Origin of the sequence: Bradyrhizobium sp. BRP19 (assembly GCF_020194195.1) — a bacterium.
Taxonomy (GTDB): Bacteria; Pseudomonadota; Alphaproteobacteria; order Rhizobiales; family Xanthobacteraceae; genus Bradyrhizobium; species Bradyrhizobium yuanmingense.
In genome coordinates this window covers 647,413-667,010 of sequence record NZ_JADYVZ010000001.1, presented here as the reverse complement: position 1 = coordinate 667,010, position 19,598 = coordinate 647,413, and the positions used below count along the sequence as shown (strand labels likewise).

At 65.5% G+C, this 19,598-nt stretch carries 16 protein-coding genes; 8 read left to right on the top strand and 8 right to left on the bottom strand.

Annotation, left to right across the window (positions count from 1 at the left end; translation table 11 throughout):
• Positions 1–12 precede the first annotated feature (12 nt).
• Both I6F36_RS03155 and I6F36_RS03150 read right to left on the bottom strand, forming a co-directional pair.
• Positions 13–675 (bottom strand): response regulator transcription factor, encoded by a 663-nt coding sequence (locus I6F36_RS03155; RefSeq protein ID WP_225171018.1) that lies wholly within the window; start codon positions 673–675, stop codon positions 13–15.
• The gene (locus I6F36_RS03150) at positions 672–2,054 is read right to left on the bottom strand and encodes a sensor histidine kinase (protein WP_225132554.1); all 1,383 of its coding nucleotides are present in this window, start codon (positions 2,052–2,054) and stop codon (positions 672–674) included. The genes I6F36_RS03155 and I6F36_RS03150 overlap by 4 nt, the downstream gene beginning before the upstream one ends.
• A gap of 186 nt (positions 2,055–2,240) precedes the next feature.
• Here I6F36_RS03150 and I6F36_RS03145 point away from each other — a divergent pair, with 186 nt between their 5' ends.
• Positions 2,241–3,125 (top strand): DUF3280 domain-containing protein, encoded by an 885-nt coding sequence (locus I6F36_RS03145; protein WP_225132553.1) that lies wholly within the window; start codon positions 2,241–2,243, stop codon positions 3,123–3,125.
• On the opposite strand, the gene I6F36_RS03140 is transcribed toward I6F36_RS03145, so the two are convergent.
• From I6F36_RS03140 to I6F36_RS03130, 3 genes are read right to left on the bottom strand one after another with little or no spacing between them, the layout of a single operon-like run.
• Positions 3,115–4,146, bottom strand: a complete 1,032-nt coding sequence (locus I6F36_RS03140) for an L-idonate 5-dehydrogenase (protein WP_036044783.1) — start codon at positions 4,144–4,146, stop codon at positions 3,115–3,117. The genes I6F36_RS03145 and I6F36_RS03140 overlap by 11 nt on opposite strands.
• Before the next feature lie 26 nt (positions 4,147–4,172).
• Positions 4,173–4,940, bottom strand: coding sequence for a glucose 1-dehydrogenase (locus I6F36_RS03135; RefSeq protein WP_225132552.1), 768 nt, complete (start codon positions 4,938–4,940; stop codon positions 4,173–4,175).
• Between the two features lie 12 nt (positions 4,941–4,952).
• Complete coding sequence (locus I6F36_RS03130; RefSeq protein ID WP_225132551.1) at positions 4,953–6,152, bottom strand: mandelate racemase/muconate lactonizing enzyme family protein; 1,200 nt, start codon at positions 6,150–6,152, stop codon at positions 4,953–4,955.
• A 178-nt stretch (positions 6,153–6,330) separates the two neighbouring features.
• On the opposite strand from I6F36_RS03130, the gene I6F36_RS03125 reads away from it, so the two are divergent.
• Positions 6,331–7,095, top strand: coding sequence for a GntR family transcriptional regulator (locus tag I6F36_RS03125; protein ID WP_225171017.1), 765 nt, complete (start codon positions 6,331–6,333; stop codon positions 7,093–7,095).
• Between the two features lie 121 nt (positions 7,096–7,216).
• A complete protein-coding gene (locus I6F36_RS03120) occupies positions 7,217–8,581 on the top strand; it encodes an MFS transporter (protein WP_225171016.1) in 1,365 nt (454 codons plus the stop codon).
• A 9-nt stretch (positions 8,582–8,590) separates the two neighbouring features.
• On the opposite strand, the gene I6F36_RS03115 is transcribed toward I6F36_RS03120, so the two are convergent.
• Together I6F36_RS03115 and I6F36_RS03110 are read right to left on the bottom strand one after the other, a co-directional pair.
• Complete coding sequence (locus I6F36_RS03115) at positions 8,591–9,841, bottom strand: arsenic transporter (protein ID WP_225132550.1); 1,251 nt, start codon at positions 9,839–9,841, stop codon at positions 8,591–8,593.
• Positions 9,842–9,966: 125 nt separating this feature from the next.
• Entirely contained in the window at positions 9,967–12,444 is a 2,478-nt protein-coding gene (locus I6F36_RS03110; RefSeq protein WP_225132549.1) for a PAS domain S-box protein, read from the bottom strand.
• A 217-nt stretch (positions 12,445–12,661) separates the two neighbouring features.
• Here I6F36_RS03110 and I6F36_RS03105 point away from each other — a divergent pair, with 217 nt between their 5' ends.
• The 4 genes from I6F36_RS03105 to I6F36_RS03090 all read left to right on the top strand — a co-directional run bounded on the left by I6F36_RS03105 (position 12,662) and on the right by I6F36_RS03090 (position 17,253).
• Positions 12,662–13,732, top strand: a complete 1,071-nt coding sequence (locus I6F36_RS03105) for a putative zinc-binding metallopeptidase (protein ID WP_225171015.1) — start codon at positions 12,662–12,664, stop codon at positions 13,730–13,732.
• Between the two features lie 179 nt (positions 13,733–13,911).
• Positions 13,912–15,927: an acetyl/propionyl/methylcrotonyl-CoA carboxylase subunit alpha gene (locus tag I6F36_RS03100; protein ID WP_225171014.1), complete on the top strand. Its 2,016-nt coding sequence runs from the start codon at positions 13,912–13,914 to the stop codon at positions 15,925–15,927.
• A 163-nt stretch (positions 15,928–16,090) separates the two neighbouring features.
• A complete protein-coding gene (locus I6F36_RS03095; RefSeq protein ID WP_225124987.1) occupies positions 16,091–16,957 on the top strand; it encodes an oxaloacetate decarboxylase in 867 nt (288 codons plus the stop codon).
• Positions 16,954–17,253, top strand: coding sequence for an acylphosphatase (locus tag I6F36_RS03090; RefSeq protein ID WP_225124988.1), 300 nt, complete (start codon positions 16,954–16,956; stop codon positions 17,251–17,253). The genes I6F36_RS03095 and I6F36_RS03090 overlap by 4 nt, the downstream gene beginning before the upstream one ends.
• 129 nt (positions 17,254–17,382) lie before the next feature.
• Here the strand turns inward: I6F36_RS03090 and I6F36_RS03085 are convergent, their stop codons facing one another.
• Positions 17,383–18,900 carry a PAS domain-containing sensor histidine kinase gene (locus I6F36_RS03085; protein WP_225171013.1) on the bottom strand — a complete coding sequence of 506 codons (1,518 nt, stop codon included), beginning with the start codon at positions 18,898–18,900 and terminating at the stop codon, positions 17,383–17,385.
• A 136-nt stretch (positions 18,901–19,036) separates the two neighbouring features.
• Here I6F36_RS03085 and I6F36_RS03080 point away from each other — a divergent pair, with 136 nt between their 5' ends.
• Complete coding sequence (locus I6F36_RS03080; protein ID WP_157280451.1) at positions 19,037–19,594, top strand: GbsR/MarR family transcriptional regulator; 558 nt, start codon at positions 19,037–19,039, stop codon at positions 19,592–19,594.
• The last annotated feature ends 4 nt before the right edge of the window (positions 19,595–19,598 follow it).

The window sequence follows — 19,598 nt, the reverse complement described above, 5'->3', positions numbered from 1 at the left end:
GCGACGCCGCGATCAGGCTTCGCCGAGATCAACCTCCGTCAAGATCCCCTGGCGCAGCGCCAGCCGGACCAGCTCGATGTCGGAGCCGACGCCGAGCTTGTCCTTGATCAGCGAGTGCAGGTTCGCCACCGTCTTCGGGCTGACATGCAGCGTCTCGGCGATCTCCTCCGTCGTGTTCTCGGCGAGCAGTAACCGCAGCACCTCGAACTCGCGTGGCGTCAGCACGTCGGCGGCGGAGCTCTCGCCGCTGATGCGGCTGAGCGCAAGCTCGTGGTCGATGTCGGGGCTGATGGCAATCTTGCCGGCGAGCACGTCCTTGACCGCGCGCACCAAGGTCTCGGGCGGGCTGGTCTTGGTGACGTAGCCCCGTGCACCGGCGCGGATCGCCTGCACGGCAAATCCGGCGTTCTCGTGCATGGTGAAAACGAGAATCCGTGCCGCCTTGTCCCACTGCCTGATCCGCCTGACGGCCTCGATGCCGCCTATGCCGGGCATGCTGAGGTCCATGATGACGAGGTCGGGCGTCTCGGATTTGTAGAGGCGATAGGCTTCCGCTCCGTCGGCCGCCTCGGCGACAACGCGCAGGCCCGGCTGCTTCTGCAGCACCGAGCGATAGCCCTCACGGACGACGGAATGGTCGTCGACCAGCAGGATGGTTGCATCCGCTGTGCTCATGCCGCATGCTCCAGGGCCTCAGACCCGGTAGCCGCGAGCGGAATGAAGACGCGTAGCGCCGAGCCGTGAGGGCCGGTCTCAAAGCTGAGCCGGCCGCGAAGCGCGGCGACGCGCTCGCGCATGCCTAGCAGGCCCATTCCGGACTTAGCGGCAGCTTCGTTCGGCCGGCCATCGTCCTCGATCGCGAGCGCGATCTCGCTGTCGGCCATGGTCAGATGCAGGCTAACCTTCGTTGCACCGGCATGCTTGGCCGCGTTGGTGAGTGCCTCCTGCACGATCCGATAGAGGTTGGCACTGACAGAGGCGGGCACGCTGTCGAAGGCGCCGTCGAACCGGATATCGAAGCGCGGCTGGCCGCGGCTGCGGCCGTTCCACCCCGAGACCAGGCCTTCAAGGCTGGCGACCAGGCCTAGCTCCTCGACATCGGGCGGCCGCAGCCGGAACAGGGCACCGCGCAGCGTCTCCATCATGCCGGTCGCGGTGCGGGCAATGCTGTCGCATTCGCCGAGCAGGTCGGGACAGTCCTGCGCCGCAGTCTGGCGGGCGGATGCGGCCAGCGCGCGGATCGCGGCGAGGGACTGGCCGAATTCGTCGTGCAGTTCGCGGGCGAGATGGCGGCGTTCCTCGTCCTGGAGCGCGATCAGCTTCCGCGTCAGCTCGTTGCGCTCGGCAAGCGCCGTGTCGAGGCTTTCCGCGAGATGGTTAAAGACGTCGCGGATGGCGGAGAGCTCGGCGAGGTCGAACGGCGGCAGCCGGGTGGAGAGGTCGCCGGCGGCGATGCGTTCGAGGCCGCTGCCGATCATGCGGGTGGGCCGCAGGGCGCGGGCCAGTGCGGCATAGACAAGGGCGCAGAGCAGCGGCAGCGCGATCGCAAGCGCGATCATCAGACGGCCGGCCTCGTGCCAGGCCTCCGCCGTCTGCACCGCCGGGTCGATCGAGACCACGGTCTCGCCGAGCTTGGTTCCGCGCACGATCACGGGCCGCGCCGCCTCGCGGCCGGGGTCGAACAGGCTGCGATAGAAGGCGGAGAAGGCTTGCGGCGGCGGGCTCGCCGGGGCAGGCGCGCCGCTACAAAAGCGCTGCAGCATGTCGCCGCTCGCGCTGCGGAAGCCGAGGCAGAGGCCGGGCGTCATCACATGGGCCGACACCGGGTCGAGGTCCGGAAAGTCCGAGCGGGGGCTCGCCCCCCATTGCACCTTGCCTTGCTGCAGCTCGAGCGTCTTGGCCACGATGGCGGCGATCCCGTCGATGCGCGCATGCGCGGCGTTATCGGCGGCGACGAGGAAATAGGTCGAGATCACGGCGAAGCAGGCAGCCGAGATCGCGGCCACGCGCAGCGTCAGACGGACCTTGAGATCGAATCTCGGGCGATTCCACATCGGCTTGCACCTGGCGCGAGCGGGCTTGTCGCGCCTCATTAAAGGGCAGAACGCCAGCGGCGGGAAGCGTTCCCGACTTGCCGCAGTGCAACGTCGTGAAATTTTCCCGGCGCTGCTCGGGACGGTGACGGGTGCGGGGCCTGAGGCGGCCCGTCCAGATTTTCGTCCCATCCACGAGGTTCGTTCATGCACCGCTGCCGCCTTGTTCTCTCCGCCTGTCTCCTCCTCGTCCTCTCTTGCTCGCCCCTCGCTGCGCAGGCCGCCATCGGCGTCGCCATGGACGATTTCAGCTACACCGACACTTCGGGCGAGCCGACCGACCAGACCGCGGCCCACGAGCGGCGGCTGGCGGCGTTCATGGCCGCGCTTCGAAGGGACATCGAGGCAGACCAGCGCTACCGCTTGGTGCGATCCGTCCAAGACGGAGCGGTGTTCAAGGTGGTCGGCGGCATTCAGAAGACGAGCACGCTGGTGCAATGGGCCAAGGTCGCCGTGATCGACGTCGGCGCCAAGACGCTTGTGCTGGACAAGCTCTACAGCTTCCGCGGCGACAATGACGAGGCATGGGATCGCGCCCAGATGTTCGTATCTCGCGAGGTCATGGCCGCGCTCGGCACGCCTGCGCCGGTCGCGCTTGCCGTGTTCGATTTCGAGCTCGAGGACATGACGGCCGCCTCAGCGGGGACGTCCGGTGCGTCGGATGCGTCATATCTCGCGGAGGTCACTGGCGGTGTGCGCGAGGCGCTCGGCCAATCCGGCCGCTATCGCATCGTCGAGGTCGGCGCAGAGGCGGGGAAGGCCGGCGCTTTGCGGGATTGCGGCGGCTGCGAGGTCTCCATTGCGCGCAAGCTCGGCGCGGACCAATCACTGATCGGCGTGGTGCGCCGCGTCAGCCGCACCGAATACACGCTCGGCTTCCAGGTGCGCGATGCCAGGACCGGCGCGGTGCTGGCGCGTGGCGACAGCGGACTACGCATGGGCGCCGACTATTCCTGGAAGCGCGGGGCCGTGCGGCTGGTCACCGACCGGCTGATCGAGGGGCAACAGGCCAACGACGCGCCTAGAAGGTAAGCTGGACCTTCATCGACTGCGCGCGGTCGCTGGCGAGCTCGAAGGCCGCGGCCGCATTCTCGAACGGCATGGTGGCCGTGATCAACGGCTTGACGTCGATCAGGCCGTCGCCCATCAGGCGCACCGCCAGCTCGAACTCGGGATCGAAGCGGAATGTGCCGCGCAGCTGCAATTCCTTGGCCACGATGGAATTGATCGGCAGCGTCATCTCGCCGCCCAGGCCGAGTTGCACCAGTGTCGCGCCGGGCCTCAGCACGTCGAGCGCGGTGCGGAGCGCGGCCTGGTTGCCGGAGGCCTCGAACAGCGTGTCGAACACGCCCTTGCCGGCGCGCCAGGGATCGAGCGCAGTGGCATTGGTCGCGACGTTGATGGCATGCGTGGCGCCGAGCTTTTTCGCGACCGCGAGCGGGGCGTCGGCCACATCGGTGACAACAATCTCCGACGCGCCGCCGAAGCGCGAGACCAAAATCATCAGCGCGCCGATCGGACCGCAGCCGGTGATCAGCACGCGCTTGCCGAGCAGGGGACCGGCCTGCTTGCCGGCATGCAGGCACACCGCAAGCGGCTCGGCGACAGCGGCTTCCGCCAGCGACAGCTTGTCTGAGATCGGCACGGCCTGCGTCGCGTCGACCGTGATGAACTCGCGAAAGCCGCCCTGCACATGGGGAAAGCGCATCGCGCTGCCGAGGAAGCGCATGTCGAGGCACTGGTTGCGCATGCCTTCCTGGCAATGCAGGCAAGCCCCGCACGGTTTGCTCGGGTTGACCGCGACGCGCGTGCCCGGCCTGACATTGGCGACGCCGTCACCGACGTCAGCGACGACGCCGGCGATCTCGTGACCCAGGGCCATCGGTTGCTGAATCCGCACGACACCGAAGCCGCCGTGATGATAGTAGTGCAGATCGGAGCCGCAGATTCCGCCATTGGCGATCTTGACGCGGACCTCGCCAGGGCCGGCGGCGGGATCGGCATAGTTGTCGATCCGCAGGTCCTTCGGGGCGTGGATGACGACGGCGCGCATGGCTTGCTCCTTCGTGGTCTTGGCGATCACATCGCGGCGATCATGCCGCCATCGACATAGATGATCTGGCCGTTGACGTAGGTCGACGCATCCGAGGCGAGGAAGATCGCGGCGCCCACCAGCTCATCCGGCTTGCCCCAGCGCTTGGAGGGAATGCGGCCCATCAGCCAATTGTTGAAATCGGCGTTGTTGACCAGTGCCTCGTTCATGTCGGTGAGCATGTAGCCGGGGCCGATCGCATTGGCCTGGATGCCGTGCTGGGCCCATTCCACCGCCATCGATCGGGTCAGGTTCTTAATGCCGCCCTTGGCCGCGGTGTAGGGCGCAATGGTGGGGCGGGCGAGCTCGCTGCCGAGCGAGCCGATATTGATGATCTTGCCGTGCTTGCGCGGGATCATGCGCTTGGCCGCCTCGCGGCCGATCACGAAGGCGCTGGTGAGGTTGGTCTCGATCACCTTGCGCCATTCGTCGGTGGTGAACTCGACCAGCGGCTTGCGGTGCTGGATGCCGGCATTGTTGACGAGGATGTCGACGGCGAGGCCTTGTCTGTCGAACTCGTTGAAGGCGGCGACGATTGCGGGCTCATCGGTGACGTTGAAGGCGGCGCCTTCGGCCTGATGGCCGGCGGCGCGAAACTCGGCGACGGCCTGCTCGACGCGCTTGGGATCGACGCCGTTGATGATGATCTTCGCGCCGGCCTTGGCCATGCCTTCGGCGATGGCACGGCCGAGACCGCGGGACGAGCCGGTCACGAGCGCGGTGCGGCCGGAGAGATCGAAAAGGGAAGTGCTCATCTCAAGAATTCCTCAGACGTTGGAGCGGCGCACGGTGAGATCGGTGCGCTCGAAGACGGCAGGCAAGAGGTCGGCGCCCAGGCCGGGGCCTTCCATCGGGAAGACATAGCCGTCCTTGATGGTGGGCATCGTGGTGACGAGCTCATTGTACCAGCCCTTGTAGAAGGCGCGCACGGATTCCTGGATCAGGGTGTTGGGCTGGCTGAAGGACATGTGGATAGCCGCGATGAAGCCGATCGGGCCAATACAGTCATGAGGAGCAAAAGGCCGGTGATAGGTCTCGGCCATTGCCGCGATCTTGCGGCCTTCGGTGAGACCGCCGGTCCAGCACAGATCGGCCATCACCACGTGCATGGCGTCGCGGTCGAGCATGTCCTTGTAGGGGAAGCGCGAGCCCAGCGTCTCGCTGGCGCAGACCCAGACGTCGGTCGAACGGGCATATTCGGCCAACGCCTGCGGCGAGTTCATCCGGATCGGGTCCTCGTACCAGGTCGGCTTGTAGGGCTCGAGCGCACGGGCGATCTGCTTGGCGGTCGGCAGATTCCAGAGCGAATGGAGCTCGACCATGATCTCCATCTTGTCGCCGACGGCTTTGCGGATCTTCTCGAACGGCTCAATCGCCTGCTTCATCTGTGCGGCGGTGATGTAGAGGCCCTTGTTCTCCTGCGCGGCGGGATCGAACGGCCAGATCTTCATCGCCGAGATGCCGCTTTCGAGCAGGCTTTCGGCGAGCGCATCGGCATGGTTCATGAAGCCGTCGAGATCTTCATAGGGCCCCTTGGAGGCGCCGAGATTCCAATTGGCCACCGGGCTGATATTGGTCGAGCGCACATATTGCGTGCCGGCGCAGGTGTTGTAGATGCGCTGCTTGTCGCGGCAGAGGCCCCCGAGCATCTGGTGCACCGGCTGACCGCAGACCTTGCCGAATAGATCCCACAGCGCGATGTCGATCGCTGATGCCGCGCGGTATTCGACGCCGGTCGAGGACTGCGCCATCGGCAGATTCAGCATGTCGCGATGGATCGCTTCGATGTGCAGGGGATTGCGGCCGAGCAGGCGGCCGGCAAAGGTGTCGTGGATCTGCGCTTCGACCGCGCCGGCGCCATAGAAGGTTTCGCCGAGACCGATCAGACCAGTGTCGGTGTGGATGCGGACCCAGATGACGTTGGAAAATTCCTCGGTGCGCAATGTCTCGATCGACGTGATCTTCACGGCAAGTATCCTCCCATCGAACGGCGCTTCGCACCTGACGTCTCACTTTGCGCTGCAGCATGCTGCAGGTCGTGCCGACGTCTTACGCTTGCTTGTAATATATCACAACATGTTTTAAGGGTGCCACAAACAAGGCGCCACCCAGCAACGAGAGCGCGGGCTGACGGGAGAGGACGGCATGGCACGGCGCAAGCGCGCACTCGCGGTGGTGAGACACGACGACGGGGAGGGCAGGCCCTCCCGGCGCAACCGTCTCAACTTCTTCGAGCTGGCTTATCAGAGGATCGAGGAGCTGCTCGTTCATTGCGAGCTCAAGCCCGGACAATTCATGACGATGCTGGAATTGCAGCAAATCACCGGTTTCGGCCGCACGCCGGTGCATCACGCCGTCAATTGTCTCTCCGCCGACACCCTCATCATCATCCGGCCGCGTCACGGCCTGCACATTGCGCCGATCGATCTGGCGCGCGAGCGCATGCTGCTGGCCTTACGCCGCGACATGGAGCGCTTCGTGATCCGCCTCGCGGCCGATCGTGCCAGCCTGTCGCATCGCAATCAGGCGCTGCACATCGAGCGCCTGCTGCGCGAGCGCCGCGCCAGCCTGACGCTCGACGAATTCAATCATATCGACCGCCGCATCGATGCGCTGGTGCTGGAGGCCGCCGGCGAACCTTTCCTGGTGCATACGCTGCGGCCGCTGCACACGCTGTATCGGCGCATCGGCTACATCCATCATCGCTTCATGCCGGGGCAGGCGGATCTGTCAGGCACGATCGATCATCATCTCGCCATTCTTGCAGCCGTTGCCAACCGGCGCGTCGAGGAGGCGGTGAAGGCGAGCGACGCGTTGATCGACTACATGGGCGAGATGTTTACGGGCATGGAGGCGGGGATCGATCCGCGCCTGCTCGATTGCAGCATCGAGCCGCTGCTCGGCGCGTAGGGCTTGATCCGGAAAAATGTGAGGCGGTTCTCCGAAGAGATCATGCGCAAGACAACAAGCTAAAGCGCGAGGAGATCCTGATCTCATCGCGCTTCAGAGAGTTGTGAAGAAAGGAAGAAGAATGTCAACGATGGCGATGCCACAGGCGACCGCGAGCGAAGCCGCGGTCCGCTACCTCATCACGAACTACAGTCCCAAAGGCAACAAGGTCGGTTGGCTGATGATGGCCTCGATCCTGGTCGAGGCCTGGGACCTCTATTCGATCGCCTTCGTGCTGATCTTCATCAAGGAGCAGTACAATCCCGATCCGCTGATGCTCGGCCTTGCCGCCGCGGGCACGCAGGGCGGTGCCCTGATCGGCGCGCTGCTCGGCGGTTGGCTGTCCGACAAGATCGGCCGCCGCGTGATGTTCCTGGTGACGATGGTGCTGTTCATCGTGCTGGCGCTGGCGCAGGCCTTCGTACCCAGCGTCGGCTGGCTCGTCGTGATCCGCTTCCTGCTCGGCATTCCACTCGGCTCCGACATCTCGACCGGCTACACCTACATCATGGAATCCATGGCCAAGGGCGAGCGCGAGGTCATGGGCAATCGCTGGCAGTTCATGTTCGCCGTCGGTGAAGTTCTCACCATCGGCGTCATCGTGATCTTCCTGCTGGTCGACATGAACCACGAGATGCTGTGGCGCGTGACGCTCGGTCTCGGTGCGGTGCCGGCACTGATCATCCTGATCATGCGTCACGACGTGCCGGAGACGGCGGTGTGGCTGGTGCAAAAGGGGCGCTACCGCGAGGCCAAGCAGGTCGCGCGCGAGATGTTCAACGACAATCTCGATATGCTGCCGGATCGGGACGTCGAGGTTCCCAAGACCAGCACGCGCGCATTCCTCGCTGACCTCAGGAAGGATCCGATTCGCTGGCGTGCCACCCTTTATGGCTGGATCGCCTGTTTCGCCCAGGCGAGCGAGTTCTCGACCTTCGCATTCTATCTGCCGGTGCTGTTTGTGATGGTCGGCGTATCGAGCGTGCTTGGCATCAATGTGGTGACGATGGCGCTGTTCTCTTTCGCCGCCCTGTCGGGCTGGGTCGGACCCTTGCTGACGCCGAAGATCGGCCATCGTGGCATCGCCATCGCCGGCTTCGGCATCGTGCTGGTTTCGCTGCTAGTCGCGGCCTTCGCGCTCTACACCGACAACAAGATCCTGCTGCCGTTCGCCGCCGCCGGCATGCTCTGGGGCCATTATTGGGATGCGTCGAACTGCATGACGATCCCGACGATGGTCGCCCGTCCGCGATATCGAGGCACCGCAAGCGGCTTCGCTTACATGTTCGTGAAGCTGCCGTCGTTCCTGGCGATCTTCCTGTTTCCGACGGTGTTCGCCGCGGTCGGGCAGGCGAACGCCACGCTGATGGTCGCGATCTTCCCGCTGGTAGGCCTGCTTGCCGCGATCTTCATCCTGCCGGAAGTCTACGGCTACGAGAACGACTGACGATGAGCGCTATCTGATCGCGGCGGCTAACGCCGCGATCAGGGCCGGCGGCGTCACCAGCAGGCCGAGCTTGAGGAACGGCCAGGCGCCGACCTCGATTTTCTCGCGGCGGAGCGCGACCAGCCAGAGGATGGTGGCGAGCGAGCCGGTGACCGACAGATTGGGGCCGAGATCGACGCCAATCAGGATCGCGCTGACGACGGGCACCGGCAGATGATCGCCGGCGGCAACCGAGCCGGCGACGAGGCCGACCGGAAGATTGTTGGCGATGTTGTCGGCGAGCGCGGTGGCAATGCCCACGCTCCAGGCCGCCTGCGGGACCGATTGAGCTACCGCCTGGTGCAGCAACGCGTTGAGCTGCGCGATCACGCCGGTCTTGATCAACGCCTCCACCATGACGAAGAGCCCGCCGACCAGCGGCAACACGCTCCAGGACACCCCGCGCAGCACGGGCAAGGGTGATTGCCGGCTGAGCAGCAGCACGATCGCGGCCGTCACGCCGCCGCAGATAAAGGTCGGCAGGCCGAGCTGCTTGTCGAGCGCTGACGCCGTGACCAGCACGATGCCGATCGCGACGATGCCTATTGCGGTGAGCTTGCCGCCGCGGCCGAGCTTGGGATGCGGCACGCTACGCGCGATCGTCTCTTCCTTCAGCGCGTGGTGCTGGGTCAGGCGCAGCACGATGTAGGTCAGCAGGATCGACGCCGCCGAGGGCAAGGCGAACAGGCGTAGCCATTCCGTCAGGTGCGGCATGCGCGCGCCGAACACGACGAGGTTGGCGGGGTTGGAGATCGGCAGGACGAAACTCGCGGCATTGGCGATGAAGGCGCAGACGAACAGATAAGGCAGCGGCTTCGCGCCGGCCGCGCGCGTCGCGGCATAGACGGCCGGCGTCAGCACGATCGCGGTAGCATCGTTGGAAAGCAGCACGGTCACGAGCGTGCCGACGAGATAGATCAGCAGGAACAGCCGCTGCGGCGAGCCGCGTGCGTATTCCACTGCGAGCGCGGCGAGATAATCGAACAGGCCTTCGAGCCGCGCCAGCTCGGCGATCAGCATCATTCCGATCAGGAAGAGATAGACGTCGAGGCCTTTCTCGATGCCGACAAGCGCGTCCTGCCAAGGCAGCAAGCCTGATAGCACCAGGGCGCTCGCGCCGATCGCGGCCCAGATCGCCTCGGGCAGGCGAAACGGCCGGATGATGACGCAGGCGGTCGCGACGAAGATGATGCTCCAGGCCCAGATGGCGTCAGACGGCACGTTCATTCCTTGAGGTTCGGTCAGTCATTCGGCATCGATAACCGATGCGGGAACGGCTGTCTTCCCCTAGAGTCTTGCCGCGGCAACGGACTGGAATTCGTGGCTGCTTCTCGCGAATGTGACACTCACCTTGCGACTGACAGCTTCTCCATGATCGCCTTGCGCAGGATGCGCGAGAGCGATTCCACCGAATACGGCTTCTGGATCAGCTCGAATCCGCGGTGGGCGTTCTCGGCCAGCACGTTGCTGTAGCCGGAAGTGAGCACCACGGGCAGGCCCGGATAGCGCTCGCGGATGATGCCGGCGAGCTCGACCCCGTTCATGCCGGGCATGATGACGTCGGAGAACACGAGGTCGACGGCAAATTCGTTCTCGCCCAGGATCGCCAGCGCCGCGTTGGCATTGGCGACGCGGCGCACGACATAGCCGAGATCCTCCAGGAGCTCGGTGGAGAAGCGGCCGACCTCGTCGTCGTCCTCGACCACGAGCACGCGATAACCACGCCCGGTCGTGGCCGCCTCGTGGCTCAGGGCCGCTGCTTCCTTCTCCGTGGTGGGGCTTTGCGCCTGCGGCAGGTAGATGGTGAAGGTGGCACCTTCACCTTGCGTGCTCGTCACCGCAATGTCGCCCTCGGACTGCTTTGCGAAGCCGAAGGCCTGGCTGAGCCCGAGGCCGGTGCCCTTGCCGACCTCCTTGGTGGTGAAGAACGGCTCGAAGATCTGTTCGAGATGTTCCGGCGCGATGCCGCTGCCGGTGTCGGTAACGGAGATCGCGACATAGTCGCCGCGGCGCGCCGATTGTGCGCGCAGGCTCGGTATTCCCGAGACCTTGCGCACGGCGATGGTGAGGCGGCCTTCGCCGTCCATGGCATCGCGGGCGTTGATGGCGAGATTGATCAGCGCGGTCTCGAACTGGGCGATGTCGGCCACCGTGAAGCAACCGGTGTCCCGAACCTCCACGGCGATCTCGATGCGGGCGCCGACCAGCGGCCGCACCAGCTGCGCCACGCCCTCGACCTGGCTGCCGACGTTGAAGATCTGCGGCTTCAGCGGTTGCCGGCGCGCGAAGGCCAGAAGCTGCGCGGTCAGCTTGGAGGCGCGCTCGACCGTGTCTGAGATGGCGTCGACGTAGCGTCGGCGGCGCTCCTCCGGCAGCTCGCGGCGGCGCAGGAAATCGGTCGCAGAGCGGATGATGGTGAGGAGATTGTTGAAGTCGTGCGCGACGCCACCGGTGAGCTGGCCGATCGCCTCCATCTTCTGCGATTGCCGCAGCGCTTCCTCGCCGCGGCGCCGCTCGGTGATGTCCACCGCCTCGGGCACGGCGCCGGTGATGTTGCCCTGGCGGTCGAGCACCGGACGCATGCCGAAGTCGAAATCGCGCTCGCCGATAGGAAGGCGAAGCCGCATCTCCAGCCGCACCGCTTCGCCCTTGAGCACGGTGTCGAAGGCCTCGCGCACCAGCGTGCCCATGCCTTCCGTCGCGCTGAACCAGGGAGTCTCCCACAACGGCCTGCCGATTACGTCGGACGAGCTCGCGTTGATGCCGGCGAGCGCGGTCTTGTTGGCGTAGACCAGCTGGCCCTCGAGATTGACCAGGCCCTGATACTGATTGCTCGTCTCCAGGATCGCGCGCAGCCGCGCCTCGTTGGCTTCGAGCTCGGCGGTGCGCTCGGCGATGCGCTCTTCCAGCGTCTCGTTCAGCCGCCGGAGCTCGATCTCGGCCTGCTTGGCGACGGTGACGTCGTGGGCGACGCCGATGAAGCCGATATGCTTGCCGGTCGCATCCCAGCGCGGCTGCGATTCCGAGCGGAGCCAGCGCCATTCGCCGCTGGCGTTCTTGTAGCGCGCTTCCAGCACGAAGGGTTTGAGGGACGCTTCACCCTGCACGGATTGCTGCAGCACGTGCGGCAGGTCGTCGGGATGCAGCACCTTGCGCCAGTCGAAGTCGATGGCCTGGTCGTAGGGCAGGCCGACGAAATCGACATAGGCCTGGTTGGCGAAGGACCGCTTGCGGTCGAGCTTGGTGACCCAGATCGGCACCGGCGCGCTGTCGGCGATCAGCCGGAAGCGCTCCTCGCTTTCGCGCAGCGTCTCGCGCGCCAGCGCCTGATCGGTCATGTCGATATGAGCGCCGACGAGCCGGATGGCGCGGCCGTCCTTGTCGCGCTCGATCTTTGCGACGACCCGGATCCAGCGGGTCTCGCTGTCGCTGGGGCGGATGATGCGGTATTCGGCGCTGTAGTCCTCGCTCGCTCCGGCGAGCGCTTCGAAGAAATGCTTGACAGTGGCGTCGCGGTCGTCGGGATGGATACGGTTGACCCAATCCTCGTGCGACTCCTCGGCGGCTTCCGGCGGAAGGCCGTGGATCATCAGATATTCGGGCGAACGCCGGTTCTTGAAGCCTTCGCGGAAATCGACCTCGACGCCGCCGACCTTGCCGATGCGCTGGATGCGCGCCAGCTCGGCCTCGCGCTCCTGCAGCGCGCGATAGGCATTGTCGCGCTCGCGCGCGACGTCTTCGAGGTGCTGGCGCAGCCTTTCGGCGGCGATGGTCTCGGGCAAGGGTTCGTTCAAGGCATCGGCCGTTGTCATGCAGGTGCGCACGTGCCGGACCGATATTCACACAGACGGAGCGTGATGGCCATTGTTTAGAGGGCAGGTGGTGCCGGGAAATGGGGGCGCGCGCCTGAACGCAGAGAAGTACGCGGTGGTAACGTCCAGTCTGGCAATTTGTTCCGAATACTGGAACGATCCGCGGATTGAGGCGTCGTCGCGAGGTGCCAGCACGCTCATAGGCTTTCCTTTCCCACGAGGCTAAATCTTGAAGCTCTTTATCTGCCAGGCCTGCGGCAACGTCCTCTATTTCGAGAACCGCGCCTGCGAACGCTGCGGCCATCGGATCGCCTTCCTGCCAGAGAAGGAGACGATGTCGGCGATCGAGGCCGACGGAGAGGCCTGGAGCATCCTCGCCGACAAGGGCGAGAGCCGGATGCTGTGCCGGAATGCGGAGTACGACGCCTGCAACTGGCTGACCGACGCTGGCGATAGCACCGGCTATTGCCGCGCCTGTCGCCACAACGGGACCGTGCCGAACCTCTCGGATCCGGCGCAGCTCGCCGGCTGGCGCGAGCTGGAGGTGGCCAAGCACCGGCTGTTCTATTCCCTGATCCGCTGGACGCTGCCGCTCCAGACCCGCCAGGACAATCCCGAGCATGGCCTGATCTTCAACTTCCTCGCCGACGATCCGCACAGCGGCGAGAAGGTCATGACCGGCCATGACAACGGCCTGATCACGATCGCGCTGACCGAGGCCGACGACATCGAGCGCGAGCGGCGCCGGCTCGAGATGGGCGAGCCGTACCGGACGCTGCTTGGGCACTTTCGCCACGAGGTCGGACATTACTTCTGGGATGTGCTGGTGCGCGATGGCGGCAAGCTCGACCAGTGCCGCGCCGTCTTCGGCGACGATAGCGCCGATTACGGCCAGGCCCTGCAGCGCCATTATGCCGAGGGCGCGCCGCCGGACTGGCAGCAGAACTACGTCTCGGCCTATGCCACGACCCACCCTTGGGAGGATTTCGCCGAAACCTGGGCGCACTACCTCCACATCGTCGATGCCCTCGAAATGGCCGCCGAGTTCGGCATGGAGGTGCGTCCCAAGGTCGACCGCGACGGGGAGCTGACGGCGCGCATCCGCTTCAACCCGTACGAGGCCAGGGATGTCGAGGCGCTGGTCAACGCATGGCTGCCCTTCACCTTCGCCATGAACAGCGTCAACCGCGCCATGGGCCTGCGCGACCTCTATCCCTTCATCCTGTCGCCCGCGGTGGTCGGCAAGTTGGGCTTCATTCATGACCTGGTCCGGGACGCGGCCAAGGCCGGAAAGTCCTAGGGATGCCGCACGGCAGGCGCGCCGGGCCCATTTCGGTCTTGCGCTGGTACGCCAAAGGCGGCCCGATTTAGACCGTTGCCTCCGGCCCATTTTGATGTACCACGGGAGCCACACGGCCCCTCCCAAAGGCCCCAACGGCCAGGGAAGGGTCCCGCCCAAGGTCGAGACTCAAGAAAAGCATGTTCAAACGCATTCTGATCGCCAATCGCGGCGAAATCGCCTGCCGGGTCATCAAGACTGCCCGCAAGATGGGAATTCAGACGGTCGCGGTCTATTCCGAGGCCGACCGCGATGCCCTCCACGTCGAGATGGCCGATGAGGCGGTGCTGATCGGCCCGCCGGCCGCGGCAGAGAGCTACCTGGTGATCGAGAAGATCGTGGAGGCCTGCCGGAAGACGGGTGCCGAGGCTGTGCATCCCGGCTACGGCTTCCTGTCCGAGCGCAAGGCGTTTCCGCGCGCGCTGGAAGCCGCAGGAATCGTTTTCATCGGCCCGAATCCCGGCGCGATCGCCGCAATGGGCGACAAGATCGAGTCCAAGAAGGCCGCCGCAAAAGCAAAAGTCTCGACCGTGCCGGGCTATCTCGGCGTCATCGAGGACGACAAGCACGCGGTGCGGATCGCCGACGAGATCGGCTACCCCGTCATGATCAAGGCCTCCGCCGGCGGCGGCGGCAAGGGCATGCGCATCGCCCATTCCAAAGCCGAGGTTGCCGAGGGCTTCAACCTCGCCAAGGCGGAGGCAAAGGCCTCGTTCGGCGACGACCGCGTCTTCGTCGAAAAGTTCATCGTCGATCCCCGCCACATCGAGATCCAGGTGCTGGGCGACAAGCACGGCAACGTGATCTATCTCGGCGAGCGCGAATGCTCGATCCAGCGCCGCAACCAGAAGGTCATCGAGGAAGCGCCGTCGCCGCTGCTGGACGAGGCGACCCGCCGCAAGATGGGCGAGCAGGCGGTCGCGCTGGCCAAGGCCGTGAACTACGATTCCGCCGGCACGGTCGAGTTCGTCGCAGGCCAGGACAAGAGCTTCTACTTCCTGGAGATGAATACGCGCCTCCAGGTCGAGCATCCCGTCACCGAGCTCGTCACCGGCATCGATCTCGTCGAGCAGATGATCCGCGTCGCGAGCGGCGAGAAGCTCGCCATCGCGCAGAAGGACGTCACGCTGACCGGCTGGGCGGTGGAATCGCGCCTCTACGCCGAAGATCCGTTCCGCAACTTCCTGCCCTCGATCGGGCGCCTGGTGAAATATCGTCCGCCGGCGGAAGCGAGCCACGACGGCATCACCATCCGCAACGATACCGGCGTGCAGGAGGGCGGCGAGATCTCGATCCATTACGATCCGATGATCGCCAAGCTCGTCACCCATGCGCCCTCGCGCGCGGCGGCGATCGAGGCGCAGGCGACTGCACTGGACTCGTTCTATGTCGATGGCATCCGCCACAACATCCCGTTCCTGTCGGCCTTGATGCATCATCCGCGTTGGCGCGAGGGACGGCTCTCGACCGGCTTCATCGCCGAGGAATTCCCCAAGGGTTTTGCGGTGCGCGTGCCCGAAGGCGAGGTCGCGCGTCGCATCGCCGCGGTCGGCGCCGCGATCGATCACGTGCTGGGGGCGCGCAAGCGGCAGATCTCCGGCCAGATGGGCGGCCGCGTCGTGCAGCGCGAGCGGCGTCGCGCGGTCTGGCTCGACCGCCAGGAGATCCTGCTCGAGGTCGCGCGCGAAGGCGAGGCGATCGCGATCCGCTTCATCGACGCCGACGGCAAGGCCGGCAACACGCATCTGTTGCAGTCGCCGTGGAAGCCGGGCGATCCGGTCTGGCAGGGCACAATCGACGGTCAGTTCGTGGCCGTGCAGGCGCGGCCGATTCCGAACGGCGTTCGTCTCGCGCATCAGGGCGTCGAGGTGCCAGTCTATGTCTGGACCGAGGCCGAGGCGGCCTCCGCGCGGCTGATGCCGGTGACCACGGCCTCCGACAGCGGCAAGAAGCTGCTCTGCCCGATGCCGGGCCTCGTCGTCTCGATCGCGGTCAGCGAGGGGCAGGAGGTCAAGGCCGGCGAGACCTTGGCGGTGGTCGAAGCCATGAAGATGCAGAACGTGCTGCGCGCCGAACAGGACGGAACCGTGAAGAAGATCCACGCCAGCGCCGGCGCGACACTCGCGGTCGACGCGCTGATCCTGGAGTTTGCGTAAGATAAAAGATGTGAGTGGGGGTCTTGCCGGGCCCCAAGCTCACCGTCATTGCGAGCGCAGCGAAGCAATCCAGACTGCCTCTGCGGAAAGACACTGGATTGCTTCGCTGCGCTCGCAATGACGGAGTACGTTGCGGCTGCGTCGCAATATTGGGAGGGCAACCATGGCCTTTCGTTCCCGCCGCGAGAAACTGCGATCGATCCTGTCGGGCGGGACGTGCGTCCATCCCGGCTCGGTCTATGACGCGATCTCAATCCGCATTGCCGAGGATCTCGGCTTTCCGCTTGGCATGTTCGGCGGATCGGTGGCTTCGCTCGCCGTGCTCGGCGATCCCGATGTCACGCTGATCACGCTCACCGAGCTTGCCGAGCAGATGCGGCGGATGTCGCGGGCCTCGGCGCTGCCGGTGCTCGTCGACGCAGATCACGGCTATGGCAATGCGCTGAACGTGCGCCGCACGGTGCAGGAGCTGGAGACGGCGGGCGCGGCCGGCCTCACCATCGAGGACACGCTGTTGCCCGCCGCATTCGGTGCGACGAAGGCGCAGCTGATCTCGCTGGAGGAAGGCGTCGGCAAGATGAAGGCGGCGCTTGGCGGTCGCGGCGATCCCTCGCTGGTCATCATGGGCCGCACCGGCGCAGCCGCGATCACCTCGATCGAGGATGCGGTGCGGCGCGCCCAGGCTTATGAGGCCGCGGGCGTCGATGCGCTGTTTTTCACCGGCATCAAGTCGCGCGCCGAGCTCGAGGCGATCGTCTCCGCCACGCGGCTGCCGATCGTGCTCGGCGGCGCGTCCGAGGAATTGAGTGGGCTCGATTATCTTGCCGGCCAGCGCGTGCGCATCGCGCTGCAGGGCCATGCGCCGATCGCCGCCGCGACGCAAGCCGTCTACGAGACACAGAAGGCGTTGCGCGAGGGCATGGCGCCAAAAAGCCTCAAGGGCCTGGCATCGTCGGAGCTGATGGCGCGCGTTACGCGCGAGGCCGCGGTCAAGGCGCGCAGCGCCGATTTCCTCGGATCGAAGACATGAGCCGGGCGATTCTCCAGGTCATGGTCCGCGGCCGCGTGCAGGGCGTCGGTTATCGAGCCTGGGTGGAGTCTCAGGCCATCGCGTATGGCCTCGAAGGCTGGGTCCGCAACCGCCGCGACGGCAGCGTGGAAGCGCTGTTCGCTGGCGCCCCGACGCACGTTGCCGACATGGTCGCGCTGTGCCGCCACGGCCCGCCGTCCTCGCGCGTCGACAGTGTCACCAGTGAGACGGCAAGCGTGGATGAGCTGAACTTGCGCAGGGCAGGGGAAGCGTTTTCGGTGCTGCCGACGGTGTGATAGTTCACAAGAGATCGTCATGCCCGGGCTTGTCCCGGGCATTCACGTTCTTGGTGCCCGTGTCCAGGCGTGGATGGCCGGGACAAGCCCGGCCATGACGGCGAGTTGGCGTTGGTAAGCGGTAAACATTCACCTCGGCAATTTCGCGATCGCCTCGCTCAGCTCGTGGATCTCGTAGGGCTTGCGCAGGATCGGGAAATCGCCGCGCACGCCGGCGGCGACCTCGCTGTAGCCGGTGGCGAGCAGGATCGGCAGGCCGGGACGGATCTGGCGGAGGCGATGGGCGAGGCTGAGCCCGTCCATCTTGCCGGGCATGACAATGTCCGAGAACACGAAGTCGACGCCGTCGCTCTCGACCTCGCGCAAGGCCGCTTCGGCATCGGCGACACGGCGCACCTGATAGCCGAGCTGCTCCAGAAGACCGATGCTGACCAGCGCGACATCGGGATTGTCCTCGACCAGCAGCACCGTGCCGCTGCCGCGGAACGCCGCTTCCGGTACCTCCCGCGACGGCATAGCGTTGCCGCGCGGCAGGACGATGGTGAATGTCGTGCCCTTGCCGAGCTCGCTCGCGACCTTCACCGTGCCACCGGCCTGGTGGGCGAAGCCGTGGACCTGCGAAAGGCCGAGGCCGGTGCCCTTTCCGATCGGCTTGGTCGTGAAGAACGGCTCGAAGATCTTGTCGAGAACGTCGGAAGGAATTCCGAGCCCGGTATCGCGGACGTCGATTGCGACGAAATCGCCGATGAGGGGGGCCTCGTTCAGCATGACGTTGCGCGCACCTATCGTCACCGTGCCGCCGTCCGGCATCGCGTCGCGCGCATTGATGACGAGGTTGAGCAGCGCGGTCTCGAGCTCGGAGACGTCGGCCCTGATCGGCCAGGTGCCGGAGTGGATGTCGAAAGCGAGACGCACGGAGCTGCCGACGCCCGCGTCGAGCACCTCGCGGATCGCCGCGACGCGTTCGGTAAAATCGATTGCCTGCGGATTGACGCTTTGCCGCCGCGCGAAGGTGAGAAGCTGGTTCGTCAGCGCTGCGCCGCGCTTGGTCGCGGTGTCGATCGCCGAGATGGCTCGCTCGAGCTTGGGGTCGTCGGCGGCGCCTTTCTTCAGGATGTGAAGGCTGCCGCTGATGATCATCAGAAGATTGTTGAAGTCGTGGGCGACCCCGCCGGTGAGCTGCCCGAGCGCATCGAATTTCTGCGACTCGGCCAACTGCTTCTGCATCGCCTCGAGCTTGAGCTGGGCATTGCGGCGCTCTGTGATGTCTCGTGTGATCTTGGCGAAGCCGATCAGCCTGCCGTCCTCGTAGATCGGGTCGATCACGACGCTCGCCCAGAAGAACGTGCCGTCCTTGCGGACGCGCCAGCCTTCCTCCTCGTACCGGCCCTTTTCGCGCGCGATTCCGAGCGCCCGCGCCGGCTTGCCGTTGGCGCGGTCGGTTTCGGTGTAGAAACGGGAAAAATGCTGGCCGAGGATCTCCTCGGGGGAATAACCCTTGATGCGTTCGCCGCCGATGTTCCAGCTCGTGATGATCCCGTTAGGGTCGAGCATGTACAAGGCGTAGTCGGCAACCCCCTCAACTAACAGCCGGAAACTGCGCTCGCTCTCGAACAGGTCTCTCTGTTGACTGAACTTTTCGGCCATTCCGGACCCCGCCTCGACGGGAACAAACGCAGCAATTGCGGGATGGTTCCCGCGCTGTGGGACATTTTTAGGCAGGACTGACGGGCCGCATGCAAGGCGTCTTGACAAGAAAGCGAGTTCGTCAGAGATTTCTGTTATGACAGAAATAACCGGAAAGAAGAAACTCCCTGCGGCCGTTGAGCGCTTCATCCTGCACTGGGGCGACATGGGGGACGAGTGGGGAGTGAACCGCTCGGTCAGCCAGATTCATGGGCTGCTTTATCTCGCCGAGGCGCCGATGACGGCCGAGGACATCGCCGAGACGCTCGGCTTGGCACGGTCCAACGTCTCCAACTCGCTGAAGGAGCTGCTCGCCTGGAACCTGATCCGGCGGGTGCCGATCCTGGGCGACCGCCGCGACCATTACGAGGCCGAGACCGACATCTGGGAGATCGCCGCGAGGATCGCGGCGCGGCGCAAGGAGCGGGAGATCGACCCGGCGATCGCTGCGCTTCGCGCCTGCGTGTCCGATGCCACGGACGATCCCGGCATCAGTCCCGTTGCAGCCAAGCGCCTGAAGGAGATGCTGGCGTTCACCGAGCTCGCCGACCACTGGTTCATGCAGATGCTGAAAGTGCCGCGGCCGCGGCTGGTCGCCTTGATGCGGCTTGGCGAGAAGATCGCCAACCTGCTGCCCATCGGCAAGGTCAAATAGCATC

Bases quoted from the DNA above. Each gene is read 5' to 3' on its own strand.
- I6F36_RS03155 (WP_225171018.1), bottom strand. From the start codon at position 675: ATGAGCACAGCGGATGCAACCATCCTGCTGGTCGACGACCATTCCGTC.
- I6F36_RS03150 (WP_225132554.1), bottom strand. From the start codon at position 2,054: ATGTGGAATCGCCCGAGATTCGATCTCAAGGTCCGTCTGACGCTGCGC.
- I6F36_RS03145 (WP_225132553.1), top strand. From the start codon at position 2,241: ATGCACCGCTGCCGCCTTGTTCTCTCCGCCTGTCTCCTCCTCGTCCTC.
- I6F36_RS03140 (WP_036044783.1), bottom strand. From the start codon at position 4,146: ATGCGCGCCGTCGTCATCCACGCCCCGAAGGACCTGCGGATCGACAAC.
- I6F36_RS03135 (WP_225132552.1), bottom strand. From the start codon at position 4,940: ATGAGCACTTCCCTTTTCGATCTCTCCGGCCGCACCGCGCTCGTGACC.
- I6F36_RS03125 (WP_225171017.1), top strand. From the start codon at position 6,331: ATGGCACGGCGCAAGCGCGCACTCGCGGTGGTGAGACACGACGACGGG.
- I6F36_RS03120 (WP_225171016.1), top strand. From the start codon at position 7,217: ATGTCAACGATGGCGATGCCACAGGCGACCGCGAGCGAAGCCGCGGTC.
- I6F36_RS03100 (WP_225171014.1), top strand. From the start codon at position 13,912: ATGTTCAAACGCATTCTGATCGCCAATCGCGGCGAAATCGCCTGCCGG.
- I6F36_RS03095 (WP_225124987.1), top strand. From the start codon at position 16,091: ATGGCCTTTCGTTCCCGCCGCGAGAAACTGCGATCGATCCTGTCGGGC.
- I6F36_RS03090 (WP_225124988.1), top strand. From the start codon at position 16,954: ATGAGCCGGGCGATTCTCCAGGTCATGGTCCGCGGCCGCGTGCAGGGC.
- I6F36_RS03085 (WP_225171013.1), bottom strand. From the start codon at position 18,900: ATGGCCGAAAAGTTCAGTCAACAGAGAGACCTGTTCGAGAGCGAGCGC.
- I6F36_RS03080 (WP_157280451.1), top strand. From the start codon at position 19,037: ATGACAGAAATAACCGGAAAGAAGAAACTCCCTGCGGCCGTTGAGCGC.